The 19,177-nt window shown below is 39.6% G+C and carries 17 protein-coding genes; 16 read left to right on the top strand and 1 reads right to left on the bottom strand.

The genetic code is table 11. The features are described from left to right. The first annotated feature begins 1 nt into the window (after position 1). The 6 genes from MKX96_RS15805 to MKX96_RS15780 all read left to right on the top strand — a co-directional run bounded on the left by MKX96_RS15805 (position 2) and on the right by MKX96_RS15780 (position 6,089). On the top strand, positions 2-1,111 hold the full coding sequence (locus tag MKX96_RS15805; protein ID WP_340885107.1) for a M20 family metallopeptidase: 1,110 nt from the start codon (positions 2-4) through the stop codon (positions 1,109-1,111). A gap of 395 nt (positions 1,112-1,506) precedes the next feature. Then, positions 1,507-1,971, top strand: coding sequence for a GNAT family N-acetyltransferase (locus tag MKX96_RS15800; RefSeq protein WP_340885104.1), 465 nt, complete (start codon positions 1,507-1,509; stop codon positions 1,969-1,971). A 685-nt stretch (positions 1,972-2,656) separates the two neighbouring features. Then, complete coding sequence (locus MKX96_RS15795; RefSeq protein ID WP_340885101.1) at positions 2,657-3,439, top strand: transporter substrate-binding domain-containing protein; 783 nt, start codon at positions 2,657-2,659, stop codon at positions 3,437-3,439. 33 nt (positions 3,440-3,472) lie between these two features. Then, entirely contained in the window at positions 3,473-4,627 is a 1,155-nt protein-coding gene (locus tag MKX96_RS15790; protein ID WP_340885100.1) for a saccharopine dehydrogenase family protein, read from the top strand. Between the two features lie 36 nt (positions 4,628-4,663). Further along, positions 4,664-5,320: an amino acid ABC transporter permease gene (locus MKX96_RS15785; protein WP_340885098.1), complete on the top strand. Its 657-nt coding sequence runs from the start codon at positions 4,664-4,666 to the stop codon at positions 5,318-5,320. A gap of 22 nt (positions 5,321-5,342) precedes the next feature. After that, positions 5,343-6,089 (top strand): amino acid ABC transporter ATP-binding protein, encoded by a 747-nt coding sequence (locus MKX96_RS15780; RefSeq protein ID WP_340885096.1) that lies wholly within the window; start codon positions 5,343-5,345, stop codon positions 6,087-6,089. Positions 6,090-6,184: 95 nt separating this feature from the next. On the opposite strand, the gene MKX96_RS15775 is transcribed toward MKX96_RS15780, so the two are convergent. Continuing rightward, positions 6,185-7,564 (bottom strand): Glu/Leu/Phe/Val family dehydrogenase, encoded by a 1,380-nt coding sequence (locus MKX96_RS15775; protein ID WP_340886084.1) that lies wholly within the window; start codon positions 7,562-7,564, stop codon positions 6,185-6,187. A 166-nt stretch (positions 7,565-7,730) separates the two neighbouring features. On the opposite strand from MKX96_RS15775, the gene MKX96_RS15770 reads away from it, so the two are divergent. The 10 genes from MKX96_RS15770 to MKX96_RS15725 all read left to right on the top strand — a co-directional run bounded on the left by MKX96_RS15770 (position 7,731) and on the right by MKX96_RS15725 (position 18,710). Next, on the top strand, positions 7,731-9,377 hold the full coding sequence (locus tag MKX96_RS15770; RefSeq protein WP_340885094.1) for an SWIM zinc finger family protein: 1,647 nt from the start codon (positions 7,731-7,733) through the stop codon (positions 9,375-9,377). A gap of 901 nt (positions 9,378-10,278) precedes the next feature. Continuing rightward, positions 10,279-11,103, top strand: coding sequence for a phosphate ABC transporter substrate-binding protein (locus MKX96_RS15765; protein ID WP_340885091.1), 825 nt, complete (start codon positions 10,279-10,281; stop codon positions 11,101-11,103). A gap of 34 nt (positions 11,104-11,137) precedes the next feature. Continuing rightward, the gene (gene pstC / locus MKX96_RS15760; protein ID WP_340885089.1) at positions 11,138-12,052 is read left to right on the top strand and encodes a phosphate ABC transporter permease subunit PstC; all 915 of its coding nucleotides are present in this window, start codon (positions 11,138-11,140) and stop codon (positions 12,050-12,052) included. Position 12,053: 1 nt separating this feature from the next. Continuing rightward, complete coding sequence (pstA, locus tag MKX96_RS15755) at positions 12,054-12,878, top strand: phosphate ABC transporter permease PstA (RefSeq protein ID WP_340885087.1); 825 nt, start codon at positions 12,054-12,056, stop codon at positions 12,876-12,878. Between the two features lie 15 nt (positions 12,879-12,893). Next, positions 12,894-13,703 carry a phosphate ABC transporter ATP-binding protein PstB gene (pstB, locus tag MKX96_RS15750; protein ID WP_340885085.1) on the top strand — a complete coding sequence of 270 codons (810 nt, stop codon included), beginning with the start codon at positions 12,894-12,896 and terminating at the stop codon, positions 13,701-13,703. Between the two features lie 18 nt (positions 13,704-13,721). After that, entirely contained in the window at positions 13,722-14,375 is a 654-nt protein-coding gene (gene phoU, locus MKX96_RS15745) for a phosphate signaling complex protein PhoU (protein WP_340885082.1), read from the top strand. Positions 14,376-14,840: 465 nt separating this feature from the next. Next, complete coding sequence (locus tag MKX96_RS15740; protein WP_169361322.1) at positions 14,841-15,923, top strand: Gfo/Idh/MocA family protein; 1,083 nt, start codon at positions 14,841-14,843, stop codon at positions 15,921-15,923. A 127-nt stretch (positions 15,924-16,050) separates the two neighbouring features. After that, positions 16,051-16,899, top strand: coding sequence for an STAS domain-containing protein (locus tag MKX96_RS15735; protein ID WP_340885079.1), 849 nt, complete (start codon positions 16,051-16,053; stop codon positions 16,897-16,899). Positions 16,900-16,968: 69 nt separating this feature from the next. Next, complete coding sequence (locus MKX96_RS15730) at positions 16,969-17,418, top strand: VanZ family protein (protein ID WP_340885076.1); 450 nt, start codon at positions 16,969-16,971, stop codon at positions 17,416-17,418. Next, the gene (locus MKX96_RS15725) at positions 17,415-18,710 is read left to right on the top strand and encodes an MFS transporter (protein ID WP_340886081.1); all 1,296 of its coding nucleotides are present in this window, start codon (positions 17,415-17,417) and stop codon (positions 18,708-18,710) included. Before MKX96_RS15730 ends, MKX96_RS15725 begins: the two co-directional genes overlap by 4 nt. Positions 18,711-19,177: the final 467 nt, after the last annotated feature.

Genomic DNA, 19,177 nt, shown 5'->3' with positions numbered 1-19,177 from the left:
CATGCTTGAGCTCATAGAAAAGCTAGTGAATATAGATAGTGGTTCAACGTGTAAAACGGGAGTAGATAAAATAGGGGAAATCCTAATAGATGAATATAAACAAATGGACCTCTCTATTGAAATTAAAGAAAATGAGGAATTTGGTAATAACATTGTCATCAAACATAAAGAAGCCTTGAAGCCTGAAATACTGCTAATCGCTCATATGGATACGGTGTTTCCAATTGGAACGGCAGCAGAAAGACCGTTTACCATTAAAGATGGCCTTGCATTTGGTCCAGGAGTAGCGGATATGAAGGCAAGTCAGGTAACCTTATTGTATGCTATGAAGTATTTGTACGAGAAACACGATGCTGCTTTGAAAAATGTCATCATTATTTTAAATAGTGATGAGGAAATAGGTTCTCCAACATCAAGGGAACTCATTGAGGAAATTTCAAAGGATGTTAAATATGCCTTGGTGATGGAGCCTGCCCGTAAGGATGGATCGATTGTGTCCTCACGAAGAGGGGGCGGCAGATATACGCTACATGTACATGGAAGATCTGCACACTCCGGAGTAGCGCCAGAAGAAGGCAGAAGTGCTATTGAAGAGCTTGCATATAAAACGATAAAGCTCAATCATTTAACTGACCATGAACAAGGGATATCAGTAAGTGTAGGGATAGTGGAAGGCGGAGACGCGGTAAATATGATCCCAGACAGCGCCACTGGATATGTAGATGTACGCATCGAAAGTGATGAGCAAAGCTTAGAAATTGCTAAGCAAATCGAAAATATTTGCTCCGTACCAGATGTACCAGGAACCACAATCGACCTAGAAGGCGGCATCACCCGTCCACCAATGGAGCTTGATGATAAGAATCAGAAACTCCTAGAAATCGTGAAGGAAGTCGGAAACTCCTTTGGCCTAAAAGTAACCGATTCTCATACCGGTGGAGGATCAGATGCATCCTTTCCATCTCACCTAGGCGTAGCCACCATTGACGGTGTAGGACCAATCGGTGGAAAGCTGCACAATGAAGGAGAATATCTCGAAATAGAATCACTGACGGAAAGGTGCTTTTTGTTGGCTGAAACGGTGTCGAGGTTGTCGGGAACTGGTGGGTAGGGGATGCTGGTGTGTCCCTGTGTCAGACACTATTCTGACAATTAACTACAATTCTCGGTAATTGTGTGAGCGTCCCTGTGTCAGAAACAATTCTAAACTATTCTGACAATTTACTACAATTCTCGGTAATTGCATCCCTTTGTCATACATAATCGGCAGTGAGCAGTTGGATTCAAAGCCTCGGAAGCGTGTAGGCCCAAGGAGACTGGTTGTTGTTTAAGAAGGATAAATTAGAGGTCACTCATTATTGAGTGGCTTTTTTTATGTAAATAGGAAAAGCCGCGAAACTATAAAAAGCAGGATTTTTTCGTGTCTATTGCGAATGAATAACGAAGGATGTTAGGAGGGGCATGTATGAACAATATCAAAGTATAGAAGTAAAGGAGAATATATATATGATTAAGCTTAGAGAAATGAATGACCATGAATTTAATAACTACTTAAGTTTTATGATACCGGATTATGCGAAAGATATTTCGGACAACTATAATCTTCCGATAGATAAAGCTATGGAAGAATCAGAAATGATGATGAAGGATTTGCTTCCAGATGGTTTATCCACCGAGGGACAATATTTATACAACCTTTATGATCCTGTAATAGCTAAGGAAGTAGGAATAATCTGGTTTAGTATAAATATGGAAATTAATCGCGCCTATCTTTACCACCTTTATATTAAAGAAGCATACAGGCAAAAGGGTTACGCAACAAAAGCCTTAGAGGAATTACAAGATAGAGTAAGAGGGCGTGGAATAGATTCAATTGCCTTGAGCGTATTCGGAAATAATGAGCATGCGTATCGACTATATACAAAGCTGGGGTTTACTTCATCTGCTATTTCAATGCACAAACTGTTATAATCTTTTGCAGATTATTAGGATAAATACTTACATAAAGTTAGTGTTTTTCTGAAACGAGATGGGGGCAAGCTTTCTGCTTCTAAACTAACATAAAAAAAGTTTTAAAAAAATTTATAAAAGATGTTTAACCATTATTAAGCGGGGTATATAAATAGTACAAGGCGGAACTACCGAAGGAAAGGACTGGTAAACAATGTGTTTACAAGAAACTCCAAAGGATGATTTGCACAGCCTTGGCGGAAGATTTGCTTTACTGACGAAAGGTACTCTCGTCGGGAACCGATATATTTAGGTTTCGATTCAGCGTATTTTAGCAAGTGAAAGAAAAGTTTTTTGTTTTAAGTGCACCTAAATGTCTGGTTCATTAACAGACGGATTGTCAGTTACGATTTACAACGCAACATGAAGTAAATTTTCCGAGTGTATTCCCGGTTCTATAGGGAAAGAAGAAGCGTAATCCGAAATTTGGATTACGCTTTTTTCTTGTTTGTGTCTCTGTGTTAGACACGATTCATTCCGATAGTTTATAAAATAACCCGAAGGAACCGTGATTCTTGTTCCTTCGGGTTATTTTAATTGAGTCGAATATATTTATTAGATTATCTGTTAATAAAAGCCAATCATAAAGAATACATTGTTTGAAAGGGAATTTATTTTCTAATGAATAGACAGAGGAGGACAAGTGTTGAAGAAGAGCATAGTTTTGAGCATAGTGGCTTTATTAGTTATGAGCTTAATTGCGGGTTGTGGGTTTGGTGAGGACAAGGTATTAGATCGTATGGAAAAAACAAAAGTGCTGAATGTTGCATTTGAGGGAACGTATCCGCCATTTAACTATTTAGATGACAATGGTGATTTAACAGGCTTTGATGTTGATATTTCAAATGAGCTTGCTAAGAGATTAGGTGTAAAGGCTAATTTTATCACATCCAAGTGGGAAGGTTTAATAGGTGGCTTAAAGGCTGATAAGTTCGATATTATTATTGGCCAGATGACTGTGACAGAGGAAAGGAAAAAAAGTGTAGATTTTACTGACCCATATGTTATTACAGGCTCTGTGTTAATCACCCGTGAGGAAACAAATGATATTAATAAACTGGAAGATATTAAGGGGAAAAAAGTTGGTGTTGGCGGTGGAACGACTTTTGAAGAAATCGCAAACAGTGTAGAAGGCGCAGATGTGAAGCTGTATAAAGCTTTTACCGATTACCTAGAAGATCTTAAAAATGAAAGATTAGATGTAATTATAAATGACCAATTGTTAATGAGCTATAACATAAAAGAAAATAAGCTGCCGATTAAAGTTGCGAGTGACATTTTGAAGGTGGATGAAGTAGGAATGGCTGTCAATAAAGGTAACGAAGACTTCATTGAGAAGGTAAACGAGGCTTTACGCGACATGAGAGAAGATGGAACCTATAACGAGATATATAAAAAGTGGTTTGGATCAGACCCGGTAGAACAATAAAGAAAAGTAGAAGCATTAGGAGGTAGAGTAAACTTGCATATCATAGTTTTAGGCACAGGGATGATAGGGACAACTGTCGTAAGCGAACTAGCAAAATTTACGGAGATAGACTTAATAACTGCGGTTGATGTACGACAAGAAAGTGTCGATAAATGTTTAGAGGTTTCCAATAGTCCTAAAGTAGTTGGAAGGGTTACCTCCTTAGAAACAATAGAAGATATAGCTGAGGTATTGAAGGGTGCCGATGTGGCCGTTGCTTGTCTTCCTCATTCCTTGAGTCTAGTTGCTATAAAAGCTGCGATAGAGTCTGGTTGTCATTTAGTAGACTTAGTTGGGTCTTTATTCAAAGAAAAAGTAGAACTGATGGAAGCCGCCAAAAATGCAGGAGTCATTATCGTTCCAGGCTGTGGAGTAGCTCCTGGAATAACAAATTTTTTGGCCGCTCAAGGAATTGAAATGCTAGACGAAGCCGAAGAAGCAATTATGACTTGTGGAGGGATTCCGAGACATCCAGTCCCACCATTGTGGTATCAGGTTGTTTTTAGACTGGAGAGTGTGCTAGGTCTATATACAAAACCAGCAATAGCGGTTGAACATGGACAGCTTATAGAACTAGCTCCTTTATCAGGATTAGAAAAGATGACATTCCCTCAGCCTGTAGGTAATTGTGAAGCAGTTATTACGGATGCACATAGCACTGCTTATATTTTAAAAGATAAAGTAAAAAATTTATACGAAAAAACGGTTAGGTATCCGGGACATTGGGGCAAGATGAACGTTTTAGGAGAGCTAGGATTTCTAGATAACACTCCTATTAAGGTAGCAGGGGTTACTATAACACCACGGGCATTTGCAGAACAAGTTCTTGCACCTAAAATGATTGGTGCCTCTCATGAGGATGTAACCGTCTTAAGAGTGGAAGTTAGTGGCACCAAGGATGGTAAATCTACCAAACTTACATGGGAAATGGTTGATTTGTATGATCATGAGCGAAATATTACGTCAATGGCTAAAACTACTGCCATTCCTGCAGCAATTATGGCGAAATGGATAGCTAATAAAAAGATTAGAGAGACAGGTGTTGTTCCGATAGAAATTTTAATCATTAACGAGAGATTTCAGCCATTTATGGACGAGTTATTTAATTTAGGAATTCAAATAGAATTTAGTGAAGAGATTATATTTTAAGTCCGGCATTAAAAAGTTACGAAAGGAGGGGAATGTATGGATGTTACGATCATTATTGATTCGTTGCCATCCTTACTCAAGGCAACTTTAATGACTATTTTGTTGGCGGCAATATCTATTGTAATAGCACTCGTTATTGGATTTTTTGCTGCAATCATAAGAATATTAAAAGTAAGAGTATTAAACGGAATTGCAACAGCATATGTTTCGATTATTCGTGGAACTCCTCTTCTTGTTCAGATTTTTGTCATTTACTATGGTTTACCGCAAATCGGTATCTCTTTAGACCCGATTTCTTCTGGAATTGTGGCATTAAGCTTAAATGCTGGTGCTTACTTATCAGAGTCCTTTAGAGCTTCTATTCTTGCAGTGGATCATGGTCAAATGGAAGCATCCCTAGCTTTGGGAATGACGTATTCCCAAGCATTAAGAAGAATTATTCTCCCGCAAAGTCTTCGCATATCTATTCCTACCTTATCAAACACATTTATTGTGTTGATCAAAGATACTTCCTTAGTATCGGTTATAACCGTAACTGAGCTATTGCAAATGTCGAGTTTAATCATTGCAAAAACTTTTGAACCACTCACAATTTACTTACTAGCAGCGGCCATTTACTGGATATTAATAACGTTCTTCACAACCAATTTAGATAAATTAGAAGTGCGTACATCAAAATACTTGGTTCGATAAATACGAATGATAGGAGATGTCTATGAGTATCATTCAAATTAACAATTTGAAAAAAACATTTGGAACAAATGAGGTATTAAAAGGGATAGACTTAACGATTGATAAAAGTGAAGTAGTTGTCATTATGGGCCCAAGTGGCTCTGGAAAATCCACCTTTTTGCGTTGTTTGAATTTCCTAGAAGAGCCCACCGAGGGTCTTATTCGCTTAGGTGACTATCAAGTAGATGCAGGTGGCAAAGCAAATCGCAAGCGAAAAAAGGAAATAAGGGAACTACGAAAGAGAACAGGCTTTGTATTTCAATCGTTCAATCTATTTCCGCATAAGACAGCCATCGAAAATGTGATGGAGGGACCAATAATAATACATGGGACCCCATCAGAAGAGGCTAGAATATTAGCGAAGGCCCTCCTTACAAAAGTTGGCCTTGGGGATAGATGTGATTACTACCCAGCTCAATTATCAGGTGGACAGCAACAAAGAGTAGCAATTGCACGGTCATTAGCATTAAATCCAATGGTCATGCTCTATGATGAGCCTACCTCAGCGTTAGACCCAGAGCTTGTGAAAGAAGTGCTACAGGTCATTAAAGACTTAGCACGAGAAGGAATGACTATGATCATCGTGACCCATGAAATGAGCTTTGCAAAAGATGTGGCGGATAGAGTCATTTTTATGGATAAGGGAGTAATAGTGGAAGAAGGAACATCAGAGGAAATATTTATTAACCCAAAAGAAGAGAGAACCAGACAGTTCTTGTCGATTTTGTAGGGGAAATTGTGTCTGTCCCTGTGTCAGACACAATTCACTACTGGTTCCCGCTAACAATAAAAGGATGGAGTGACTGACGTCGCTCCATCCTTTTATTAATATAGTTTTCCTTGTCGATACAGGACTGTAGACAATCGAATTACCGCATGGATAAAGCAGTTTTGGCGAAGCGGTAATGGGTCGCTGAAGTATAGTGGGAGCAGCGTGTCCATCGTATGTTTCATTTTATCGAGAAGCTGGTTGTAGACTTCTTCCTCGGAGTAAAATTGGGTTTCGCGTCCTTGTAGCCATTCTAGATAGGATACGATTACCCCACCGGCATTGGCTAAAATGTCGGGTATGATGATGACACCCTTTTGGCTCAAGTATTGATCTGCATCCTTTGTCGTTGGGGCATTTGCGCCTTCTACAATAATCCGGGCTTTAATCTCGGCTTTGTTCGTTGCGTTTAATTGATTTTCTAAAGCAGCCAGGAATAAAACATCCACATCCATCGTAAGAATTTCTTCTCTACTCAAGATAGTCGCTGTGACTCCAGCTTCTTTTAGCTGTTGCTCTGACGTTGGTAGGTCACCCTTGTTCCCGGCAGAGAATTGGACAAGTGACTGGATATCTAAGCCTTCTTTATTAAAGAGTGTTACATTTCTATCGCTTACAGCAACGACTTTATTTTGTAAATGCTCGCATTTAGCTGCCTCGAGTGCTGTGACTGAGCCAACGTTACCAAACCCTTGAACAGCTACATTTAGTGGCCGGTTGGCGTGTTCCATTAAAGTTTTCGCGTAAGGATTATCGGAGCTGGCTAGTGTTTGCTCGTGTTCCTTTGCATAATTGCCTAGCATATAGCGGAAGGTGAAATAAACACCCTTACCTGTGGCTTCACGTCTACCTAATGATCCACCATTCGCAACACTCTTACCCGTAAAGCTACCGAGATAAGGCTGCCCTTGGTTAATCTTTTTGTACTCAGCCATCATCCAGTCCATTTCACGCTCACCGGAACCAACATCTGGTGCTGGAATATCACGGTCAGGACCAAGTACATGATTAAAATAACGAACGTATTTCGTACAAATACGATGTAGCTCCTTATCGGTGAAGTTTTTAGGATCGATAACGATTCCGCCTTTTCCTCCACCAAATGGCACATCATGCAGGGCGTTTTTTAGAGTCATTAAAAACGCTAAGTTAATAACCTCTTCTTCATTAACCGACTCATGAAAACGGATCCCACCCTTATACGGACCAAGCGCATCATTATGATGCACCCGATAAGAAGGAATTCGAACTACCTCTCCACTTTCAAGCGGGACACGCAGGAAGGACTTATGTATCTGATTCGGCGTTGATAAAATCGCATTCAACGAAGTAAAGGCCTTAATCCGCATTTCACCCTGTAACTCTGGCAAAAACGTCTCGTTCTCCAATAATGCATTCAGTGACTGCTTTACAATAGATATCGTTTGCTCTTCCACTAATTCCAGCACCTCCAATAAATTGTTCATCGTTGTTAGTTATACCCTAAAAGTTTGGGAAAAAACGTTGGAAATTTAATTAATGATCTAGCTTTCATAACTATTTTTGAGAGCAATTTATTGGTATGATTTGTTTTAATTAGACTAATAAAAAGGAGCCTTACTAATGAATCTAAATAACTTTCAAGAAAGAATGGACCAAGAAATTTTGATGCGAGGCTTTGACTATTATAGAGAAGATAGGGTCATAAAGAGCTATAAGCAGGATGAATATACGTATAATTTTATTGTACAGGGTAGTGGAGATTACGGAGTTATTGTCATGATAGAAGAGAACGGAGAAATATCTTATTCCTCCTGTGGTTGTCCATATGATTATGGGCCTGTTTGCAAGCATGAAGCTGCTGTTTATTTTAAAATACTGGAAGATGAATTTGATGGTGAAATGGTGGGGAAGAAAAAGCCTGCTGTCTTTGAGGTATTGAATGATTTATCTAAAGACAAATTGGTGGAAATATTAATGGAAATGGTAGAACAGGATTCAAAGTTTGGGGAAAAGTTGGTTTTTAAATATGCAAAAACGAATGAAACTAATTTGTTAGATCAGTGTAAAAAGTTACTTTCTTCTATTGTTAAAGAGCATAAAGGTAGAGAAGGCTATATCTCTCGTCGAAATGCTTATGCATTTGTAATGGACTTCGAAGAACTGTTGGAGAAGATTAAAGAAACGGAAGATACATTAATAGCTATTAATATTGGATTACTCGTGCTAGATGAAGGTATGAAGGCACTCCAATATGCAGATGATTCGGACGGAGATATAGGGTCACTTATAGACGAAACATTAGGGCTTATTGGCGAGCGAGCAATGGATTGCGATCCTTTAGACGTGAAATTACGAATAGACATATTTAATAAACTAATGAAGCATGTGGATCGACGCATATTTGATGGATGGTCCAATTTTAAATTGAATATATTAGAAATCTGCGAGGAGTTTGCGGATATAGAAGTCTTGAGGAATAAGTATAGAGCCAAATTGGAAAAGATGATAAAAGAGGAGTCAGACGATGCGTACTCGAATTATTATAAGGAAAGTCTTCTTCAGTTATTATGGAATTTAATAGTAAAATACGATTCTGACGAGGAAAAGGCTTCTTTTATTGAAGGAAATATACATTATAAATTCTTTCGACAGCTATTGATAAATCAGCATATGGAGAAGAAAAATTATGAGCGAGTGATAGAGCTTGCTTTGGAGGGAGAAAAGCAGGACCAAAAGCTCCGAGGTTTAGTGATACATTGGAAGAAGGAGCGATACGTAGCCTATAAAGAGCTTTCACTTCAAGAAGAGCAGAAGAAGCTTGCGAAAGAGCTATTGCTGTCCGGTGACTTTGAATATTATAAAGAGTTAAAAGAGCTTGCCCAAGATGACACATTTTATAATTCTCTAATCAATGAATTAAAAGTTTCCGAAGGGTGGAATGCAAGGGAAGTATACTTGAAAATTATCCTCGAAGAAAACGATTTAGAGGAGCTTTTGCATTATGTGAAAGGATATCCAAGTCAGCTAGAAAGCTATGCTGATCAGCTAGTGGAAAAATATCCAGAGGACATTATAGAAATGTATCAAAATTATATACACTCCACCGCAAAATCAGCCACGGACAGAAAGCGATACAAAGGCGTATGTAAAATAATTAAGAGATACAAAACGTATGCTGGTGAGGAAAAACAAGCAGAGCTAATCCAGCAATTGAACACACAGTATGCAAGACGACCCGCTTTTATAGATGAGCTCGGCAAGCTATAAGCAACAATAAGTCGATGAAAGAGAATCATTCTCTTACATCGGCTTTTTTATTGAGTTGAATTTTGTCCTCCTTCTATTATACATATGACCACTAGTTGAAGACCAAACTACGCGAAACAGCTTTATGATTGATTCCTGTTTATTTGTGCTTTTAGCGTAATAGACTTTTTGTAACAAAACAACTGGATTAATGGGCGCTTTCTCCTTGGTTAATGGGACATTTTTTGATTTTTGTGTGGTCGATTTAGTTAATGGGTCACTTTCTTCATTTTATGGGACATTTCTACTTGATTAATGGGCGCTTTCCGCATAGTTAATGGGACACTTCTTAACTGTTATGTACCACTGTCACAATTTTAGGTGACAGATAGCTCCTGTTTAGGTGCGGTTACCGCTGATTTAGGTGTTACTTTTTAATTTTTACGTGCGCATCTCCGGTTTAGGTGACACTTTCTCAATTTTAGGTGACATCTAGCTCCGTTTAGGTGCGGTTATCACTGATTTAGGTGTCACTTTTTAATTTTTATGTGCGCAGCTCCGGTTTAGGTGACGCTTTCTCAAATTTAGGTGACATCTAGCTCCGTTTAGGTGCGGTTATCGCTGATTTAGGTGTCACTTTTTAATTTTTATGTGCGCAGCTCCAGTTTACTTGACACTTTCTCAAATTTAGGTGACAAATAGCTCCGTTTAGGTGCGGTTATCCTGACACTTCAACAATTTTAACCGTCCCCAAATCTCTCTATTCACACCATATCTTTTTACCGATTTTTCATTAAATTCACAATATATTTAATTCATTTTTAGAAAGTTTACAATACCTTTACATTCAGTTAATAGAAGGTTAAGAAATTAGCCTTATGATGGATAGTAGATAGAAGTCTATAACTTTTGGAGGTTGTCCATGTTATTTAAAAAAGCGATTGTTTCTCTCGTGATTCCGTTTGCGTTGTTAGCTGGCTGTGGAGGTAATGATTCGGGGCAGGGTAATGGCGATAAGCAGACGATTTCTATATCTGGGTCTACTTCGGTTGGACCTTTGACAGAGAAGCTGGCGATGAAGTATGAGGAAACGGAATCAGTCAAAATAGAGGTAAACCAGATTGGTTCGTCAGCTGGTATTACCAATGCAACAAATGGTGTTTCGGAAATTGGGATGAGCTCTCGTGATTTAAAGGATGAGGAAGCGGCTCAATTAGAAGAAATTATCATTGCTTATGATGGGATTGTTATTGTGACGCACCCATCAAATAAGGTGGAAAACTTAACGATGGAACAGGTGAAGCAGATTTTCACTGGTAAGGTGAAGAACTGGAAGGAGCTTGGCGGGGAAGACTTAGAAATCGTAGTTGTTTCGCGTGAGGACGGCTCTGGTTCTCGTGATGCGTTCCAGGAAATTGTCGGCTATTCCTCTGGGGAATTGATTCGAAATGCGATTGTTGCTAGTGGGAACGGTAATATCAAGACAACAGTGGCAACAAATAAGCACGCAGTTGGCTTTATTTCCTTTGAATATATCGATGAAACGATCTACCCGATGAAGATTAATGGCATAGAGCCGACCGCACAAAACGTGCTGGACGAAAAGTACAGTCTTTCAAGACCATTCTTATTCGTTTATAAGGAAGGCGAACTAACAGCGGCTGGTCAGCAATTTATCGATTATATTTTAAATCCTGAAGGACAGGAAATAGTTTCGGAGGCTGGGGCTATCCCTATTCTTCAATAAAATCCGTTGAAATTACATAATGGGAGGAACTTGCGTGACTACACCACCAAACGAAAAGCAAACCGTTGAAATAGAAAAAGCGAACAAACGCAAGTATTTTCTAGAAGGTTTATCTGCAAAGGTTTTCCTTGCTTGCGCCTTATTATCGGTAATCAGTTTAGCGTTAATAGTAGGTTTTGTATTTTATAAAGGATCCTATCCGTTTATAGCAGAGGGCTATAGCTTTATAGACTTTATATTCGGCTCGGACTGGGTTCCTAGTGAGGATAAATTCGGTATTTTCCCAATGATCGTGGCTTCTCTATTCGCGACAATTGGTGCATTAATCATTGGAGTTCCAATTGGCTTGTTCACCGCGATTTTCTTAGCAGAGATCGCACCTAAATGGCTAGCTAAATTAATTTCTCCAGCTATTCAGCTTTTAGCTGGGATCCCTTCCGTATTATACGGGGTATTTGGACTGGCGATTATCGTTCCATTTTTACAGGACAATTTTGGCTTAGCGAGAGGGCAAAGCTTGCTAGCTGTCATTCTTGTGCTAGCCATTATGATGCTTCCTACGATTGTAACGGTAGCAGAGACTTCAATACGTGCTGTACCTAAGGCATACACAGAGGGCTCTTTAGCGCTTGGTGTATCTCATATTGGGACAATTTTTAAAGTAATTGTTCCTGCTGCAAAGTCTGGAATTATGGCAGCGATCGTCCTTGGATTAGGACGAGCTATCGGAGAGACGATGGCGGTTATATTGGTTGCGGGGAACAGCTTGATCATCCCTACAAGCCTTACAGACAGTGTTCGACCGTTGACTACGAATATTGCTTTAGAGATGGGATATGCGTTTGGAACTCATCAGGAAATGTTATTTGCAACGGGGATCGTTTTATTCTCCTTCATTCTAATTTTAAATTTCGTACTAGCTAGAATTACAGCAAGAGGAGGCAACTGATATGAATAGGGTAAAGGATAATGTTTTACGTGGCCTCTTATGGTTTTCCGCTTTTATATCGGTTGCCATTCTCGTTGTCATTGTTGGTTATATTTTTTATAAAGGCTTTCGATTAATCAGTTTCGATTTTATATTCGGCGATTACTCTCCAACTGAGGGCGGGGGCATCTGGCCGATGATCGTCACGACGATTTATTCGATTATTATCTCACTGGCTATTGCTACACCAATTGGTATTTTAGCAGCCGTGTATTTACACGAATATGCAAAGCAAGGTCGACTAGTGAAAATTATTCGCTATGCAACTGAAAGTTTAACAGGGATTCCCTCTATCATTTATGGATTGTTTGGTGCGGTATTCTTTGTGGCAACGTTAAAGCTTGGTATGTCTATTATCGCGGCATCCCTGACATTAACGATTATCGTTTTACCAGTCATTATCCGAACGACGGAAGAGGCATTAAAGACGGTACCTAACACGTATCGAGAAGGCTCTCTAGCACTCGGGACGACGAAGCTACAAACGCTTTATAAAATTATTTTGCCAAGTGCGATGCCAGGGATTTTGTCAGGTATTATTCTTTCCATCGGACGTATCGTGGGAGAATCAGCAGCAATCTTCTTAACAGCAGGAACAGTTGCGGCGATGCCAGATAGTATTTTCTCTTCAGCACGAACGTTAACAGTACATTCGTACTTAGTTACACAGGAAACGGGAAATATTGAATTGGCAGCAGCCATTGGTATTGTCCTTATCGTGATCATCTTAGTCCTTAACTTGTCTGCAACGTATATATCGAAGAAATTCAATAAGGCAAATCATTAAACGAAGGAGACCAATATGAAGAAAATACTTTCTAAATCTACCGCTGAAAGCTATGGTGCAATTACAACTACGGAGCAATCAAAAATTAATGTGTACGACCTGAATTTATTCTACGGGGAGAAGCAGGCGTTATATGGTGTTTCCTTAGGTATCCAGGAGAAAGAAGTAACTGCATTGATTGGCCCTTCCGGCTGTGGTAAATCCACATTCCTACGTACGTTAAATCGTATGAATGATTTAATCGATGGAGTGAAAATCACTGGGAGAATTGTTATTGACGAGGAAGATATATATGCAAGTCAGGACGTTATCAAGCTACGCACAAAGGTAGGAATGGTGTTCCAGAAGCCGAACCTGTTCCCGATGAGCATTTTTGATAATGTAGCTTATGGACCACGTATGCAAGGCATTAAAAGCAAGAAGGATTTAAATGAGATCGTCGAAGAAAGTCTTCGTGGGGCTGCGATTTGGGACGAAGTGAAGGACAGATTAAAAACGTCTGCTTTAGGACTTTCCGGTGGACAGCAGCAGCGTGTGTGTATCGCCCGTGCGATTGCCATGAAGCCAGATGTGATTTTAATGGACGAGCCAACTTCTGCACTAGATCCAATTTCAACGCTTAAGGTAGAAGAGCTTATCACACAAATGAAAAAAGATTACACGATTGTGATTGTGACACATAATATGCAGCAGGCAGCTAGAATCTCTGATAAAACAGCATTTTTCTTAAATGGGGAAGTCATCGAGTACGATCAAACAGACATTATCTTTTCAACACCAAGTGACTCTCGAACAGAAGATTATATTACTGGTCGTTTCGGATAATAAGATGGGAGACGGAAAATGATACGCGAAAACTTTGAAAATAACATGCAGGAGCTAGAAAACAAGCTAGCTGAAATGGTAAGAATTACAGAGGAGCAGCTAGAATGCTCCTATCAAGCATTAGAAACGCAGGACATCGAGCTTGCTTTAAAGACAATTGAAAAAGACAATACGATCGATGACATGGAAAAGGAAATAAACCAGATGGCTATTTGGTTTATCTCCAAAGAACAGCCGCTTGCTCGTGACTTACGCCGAATTATTGGCGTGCTGAAAATATCAAGCGACATCGAGCGCATCGCTGACTTTGCAGTTAACATCTCCAAGGCAACTATTAAAATTGGAGAGCGCGAATCCCTGTTACACATGACAAAGCTTGAGCCGATGAAGACTGTATCCATTACTATGCTACAAAAATCGTTGAAGTCGTTTGTTGATGAAGACATTGCGCTTGCTAAGGAAGTAGCCGACCTTGATGACCAGGTTGATGCAAATAGCAGAGCTAACTACCAAAATCTCATTCAATATTTAAGCGAACATCCCGAGGACACAGCCCAGCTTGTCCAGCTCCTATTCATCAACCGTTTCTTAGAACGCACAGCCGATCACATCACCAACATAGCAGAAAGCACCGCTTATCTGATTAAAGGTCGGATGTATGATTTTAACTAACATTGTATCGCCTCCGAAAATTGCTTCGGAGGCTTTCTTGTAAAAGTAATCCGTTTTCAATTAGTAAGAGCATTTCTGGAGACGGTTTTGAAAGTTATCACCGTTCACAGAGATTTATCACCGTTCAGCGAGAGTTTATCACCGTTCGCAGAGATTTATCACCGTTCGTGAGACATTTATCACCGGTAGGAAGAAATAAGGTAGCTCGCAGGAATAAAAAATGAACAAAAAGAAACATTTAGTAGAAAATGCACGTCCTTTTAATTAGTAAAAGCGCTTGTTAGATCACGTGCAGGTTTTATTTCCAAAATGAAGAGTTTAACTTTTAGTTGATAAAACTATAGATTGGAATATGATATAATAGTGTAGGCTTTATGTGAGGATATTCACTAAGAGTACAACTTTAAGTGTTTGGATAACATAAGAGCATATAGATTTTGGATATTACAAAGGAGGAAGACGTAAGTGAGTTTAAAATATGCAATTATCGGGTGTGGACGAATCTCTCCTAATCATGTTGCTGCAGCTATAGAAAATAATTTAAATATTGTGGCTTTATGTGATGTGGACGAGAGCAAAATGGATGCAACTATTTCCATGTTTGAGCTACCAGAAACAGTGAAGAAATATACGGATTACAAGGAAATGCTTCAGCAGGAATCTCCTGAGCTAATCGGGATTTGTACAGAAAGCGGAAAGCATGCACAAATCGCTTTAGATTGTATCGAGCATGGTAGCAATCTAATTATCGAGAAGCCAATCGCTTTATCTTTAGAGGAAGCAGATCAAATCATCGCTTTAGCTAAAGAGAAAAACGTTAAAGTAAGTGCTTGTCACCAAAACCGCTTTAACAAATCTGTTCAAAAAATGAGAGAAGCTGTGGAAGAAGGTCGCTTTGGTCGATTACTTCACGGTACTGCTCATATCCGTTGGAACCGTGGGGAAGATTACTATACACAAGCTCCATGGCGCGGTACTTGGGAGCAAGATGGCGGCGCGTTGATGAACCAATGTATACATAATATTGACTTGTTACGTTGGATGATGGGCGACGAAATCGTAGAGGTTGTTGGAATGACGGACAATCTAATGCACGGCTTCATCGAGGCGGAAGACCTTGGTATGGCGCTAGTTCGCTTTAAAAATGGAAGCTACGGAATTATCGAAGGTACAACGAATATCTTCCCTAAAAACCTAGAAGAAACACTTTATGTGTTTGGTGAAGAAGGTACTGTTAAAATCGGTGGTAAGTCTGTTAACATCATTGAAGAGTGGATGTTTGCTGATGACAAAGATAACTCTGAAGAAGTAAAAGCAAAATACTACGAAAATCCACCATCCGTTTATGGATTTGGACACAACCCACTATATACAGATGTGATCGATGCGATTAAAAACGACAGAGATCCTTATGTAACAGCAGTGGACGGTAGAAATGCACTTGAGTTAGTATTAGCTATTTATAAATCAGCTGCAGAAGGTAAAAGTGTTAAGCTTCCATTGGAAAAATGTAGCACAATGGACTTTGCAGGAAGATTTTCAAAATAAATATATTTAAGCAGCCGGAGTTTAACTTCGGTTGCTTTTTTTAATTAAAAATAGAATAAAATACCTTTTTTCCACCGAAACATTTATAATAGAGATATTATTGTTTAGACAGAAAGAAGGGGAGCCTTTGTCTTCTATTAATGAGCAACTATACGATTATTTAATTGAAAATTCTCCATATATTACACAGCAATGGCTGGAGGAAAAAAGAAATTTTACAGATCCTTTTTATTCTAATAACTCTAATCCTCTACAAGACGAATTATTGAGGGAACAAAATGCCCTAACTATTAGGACAGTCGCTACCGCGTTTTGGAATGAGAATTCCTTCTCCGATCTTTTAAAAACTTGGGCTGAAACAGTTGCCAAAAATAGAGTGGAAAATGATATAGCCATTCATCATGTTATAGAAGCACTTAACAAAACGAGAGAGATCATTTGGAGCTATGTCGAACGTTTTGTCCATGCAAAAGAGAAGGAAATTTCCAATGCAAATATAATCAAATGGAGCACGACGTATAATCAATCGTTTGACCGTTTGATTTTTGAGTTCTCCAAGCGCTATTATTATCTTTTTACTACTCGGTTCAATGCTCAACAAACATTAATCCGTGAATTGAGCAGCCCAATTATACCTATATTAGAAAAGGTTGGTGTATTGCCAATCGTTGGGGACGTGGATACATATCGAGCAAAGGCTCTAACTGATGAAATTCCACAAAAGTGTATAGAACTTGGATTAGATAAGCTATTTATTGATATTTCTGGAGTTTCAATAATTGACACAATGGTTGCCAATGAACTGTATAAGTTTATGGAGGTTTTAAGCTTACTAGGAATTCGTCCTTATATTTCGGGCATCCGCCCAGAGGTTGCGCATACATCTGTTCAGCTAGGGCTGGACTTCGGTAAAATTTCTACTTTTAGCTCGTTAAAGCAAGCATTGCTTCGTACGGGCGTCTATAAAAATATGTAAGATTAATAGCAGCTAGAGCTATGGCTTTAGTTGCTTTTTTGATAAGAAAAGCTTTAAAGGTGAGGTTATATGTCGAAAATTTGGTCGTATTTAGCAGTGGTTTTATGGATGGGGTTAATCTTCTTTTTCTCCAGTCAACCAGCTGATGACTCAAAGGAATTAAGCACAGGGGTAACAGAGGTAATTTTATCAGTGGTGGAAGCTGTTGCTCCGGAGTCGGATTTATTTGTTGATAATTTACATCATTTCGTACGAAAGAATGCACATTTTCTTATTTATTTTGTATTGGGAATATTGGTTGTCCGAGCTTTCCGGGTAAGTGAGATTCGCGGTAAAAAAAGTATGTTATTAGCCTTGGCCACTTGCATTGTATATGCCGTTAGTGACGAGATTCATCAGTTGTTCGTACCTGGAAGGGGAGCGCAGGTAAAGGATGTTATGATCGATAGTACTGGCGCTTTTGCTGGAATCATAATATATAGTTGGCTAAAGGGTTTGCAGAGGAGTTCAAAAGCATAGGATTTGGGGTGGTTAATATTTCACAGGGAAAAGTTGAAATTCAAAAATACATAGATTCTCCAGAGGAAATACAGCGACTATATAAAAGAACGCTGTGGATTGTCGTTTTGTCACAGGTTTTTGGAGGAGCGGGGTTGGCAGCTGGGATAACCGTGGGGGCGTTGATCGCCCAGGATATGCTAGGGACTGATAGCTATGCAGGTATACCTACTGCCTTGTTCACGTTAGGGTCAGCTGGAGCGGCGTTGATGGTTGGAAGAATGTCACAGCGTTATGGTAGAAGGTATGGCTTGTCAGGAGGATTTATAGTCGGTGGTATTGGTGCCATTGGGGTGGTTGCTGCTGCTATGACTGACAGTATCATTTTGCTGTTTGCCTCCTTGTTAATATATGGTGCAGGGTCAGCGACAAATTTGCAGGCAAGATATGCCGGGACAGATTTAGCCACTGCCAAGCAACGAGGTACAGCAATTAGTATTGCGATGGTATCGACCACATTAGGGGCGTTTGCGGGTCCAAATTTAGTAGGGGTTATGGGAGAGTTTGCTGAGTCTATCGGGGTTCCATCTCTTGCTGGGCCATTTATATTGGCGGCAGCTGCCTATTTATTGGCTGGAACAATTCTTTGGGTTTTATTGCGACCAGATCCGTTAGTAATTTCGACTGCTATTAATAAGCAGGTGGAACAGGATACTTCAAGTGTGGAAGAGGAAATAGAGGATAGGAGAGGTATTTTCATCGGGGCTGCCGTTATGGTCATCACTCAGGTCGTGATGGTTTCCATTATGACAATGACTCCCGTGCATATGAGGCATCATGGACATGACTTGAACGCAGTCGGTCTTGTCATTGGCTTTCATGTGGCTGCGATGTATTTACCCTCACTTGTTACTGGGATCCTAGTTGATCGTTTTGGTCGTGTGGCAATCGCGGTTGCTTCTGGATTTACACTGCTGGGTGCAGGGTTAGTGGCAGCATTTGCACCAGGTGACTCGTTGGGCATGCTTATTGTGGCGCTTGCTTTACTCGGGCTAGGCTGGAATTTCGGTTTGATCAGCAGTACAGCTTTGATTGTCGACTCCACCGTACCTGCGACGCGGGCGAAGAGACAAGGGTCGATTGACGTGTGGGTAGCGCTCGCTGGAGTTTCGGGTGGCGGCTTGTCAGGTGTGATTGCGGCTCAAACTAGCTATATGACGCTATCGTTAGTAGCCGGGATTTTGTCGTTCCTACTCATAGTTGGCTTATGTAAGGTTCCGGGTAGAGCCTGGAGATTTTCTTGGAAGAACTGAATGGGTAATTGAGCTGTCTTGTTAGGTGAGTTTTACACCTAGGGAGGCAGTTTTTTTGTGTTTTACGACAATCAGAGTGTAGATTACGACAATGACGGGCTAATTTACGACAATCACCGAGTATTTTACGACAATCGAGCTCTAGTTTACGACAATCACCCCGTAGATTACTACAATCCCCATAAACATAAATCCTCACGCTTCCCATAGCCCGATATTACTTGGTCCATTACTTTTTGATTCATCTATTTATTATGAGATGCCCAAAAATTCGACTTGTTTTGTAGAAAGAATCCTATTTGGTTGTACATCCTATTTAAAATCTCCCTTTACTCTATATTGTTTCTGTTTAACAAAAAAAGAACGGAAGCGTGGGTGATATGAGCGGACAGAGAAAAGTATATGGTTTTCCATTTTCTTTTAATCGTTCGTGCTTTCTATAAAAGTGATTAATGTAAATCTAATTT

The sequence above is a fragment of the Psychrobacillus sp. FSL W7-1493 genome (assembly GCF_038004905.1).
Taxonomy (GTDB): Bacteria; Bacillota; Bacilli; order Bacillales_A; family Planococcaceae; genus Psychrobacillus.
Note: the sequence above shows the minus strand (reverse complement) of the source record. Positions and strands in the feature narration are given on the sequence as shown.

Coding starts and splice junctions, on each gene's coding strand:
- MKX96_RS15770 (WP_340885094.1), top strand. CDS start 7,731: ATGAATCTAAATAACTTTCAAGAAAGAATGGACCAAGAAATTTTGATG.
- pstA (WP_340885087.1), top strand. CDS start 12,054: ATGAATAGGGTAAAGGATAATGTTTTACGTGGCCTCTTATGGTTTTCC.
- MKX96_RS15785 (WP_340885098.1), top strand. CDS start 4,664: ATGGATGTTACGATCATTATTGATTCGTTGCCATCCTTACTCAAGGCA.
- MKX96_RS15765 (WP_340885091.1), top strand. CDS start 10,279: ATGTTATTTAAAAAAGCGATTGTTTCTCTCGTGATTCCGTTTGCGTTG.
- phoU (WP_340885082.1), top strand. CDS start 13,722: ATGATACGCGAAAACTTTGAAAATAACATGCAGGAGCTAGAAAACAAG.
- MKX96_RS15780 (WP_340885096.1), top strand. CDS start 5,343: ATGAGTATCATTCAAATTAACAATTTGAAAAAAACATTTGGAACAAAT.
- MKX96_RS15730 (WP_340885076.1), top strand. CDS start 16,969: ATGTCGAAAATTTGGTCGTATTTAGCAGTGGTTTTATGGATGGGGTTA.
- pstB (WP_340885085.1), top strand. CDS start 12,894: ATGAAGAAAATACTTTCTAAATCTACCGCTGAAAGCTATGGTGCAATT.
- MKX96_RS15805 (WP_340885107.1), top strand. CDS start 2: ATGCTTGAGCTCATAGAAAAGCTAGTGAATATAGATAGTGGTTCAACG.
- MKX96_RS15800 (WP_340885104.1), top strand. CDS start 1,507: ATGATTAAGCTTAGAGAAATGAATGACCATGAATTTAATAACTACTTA.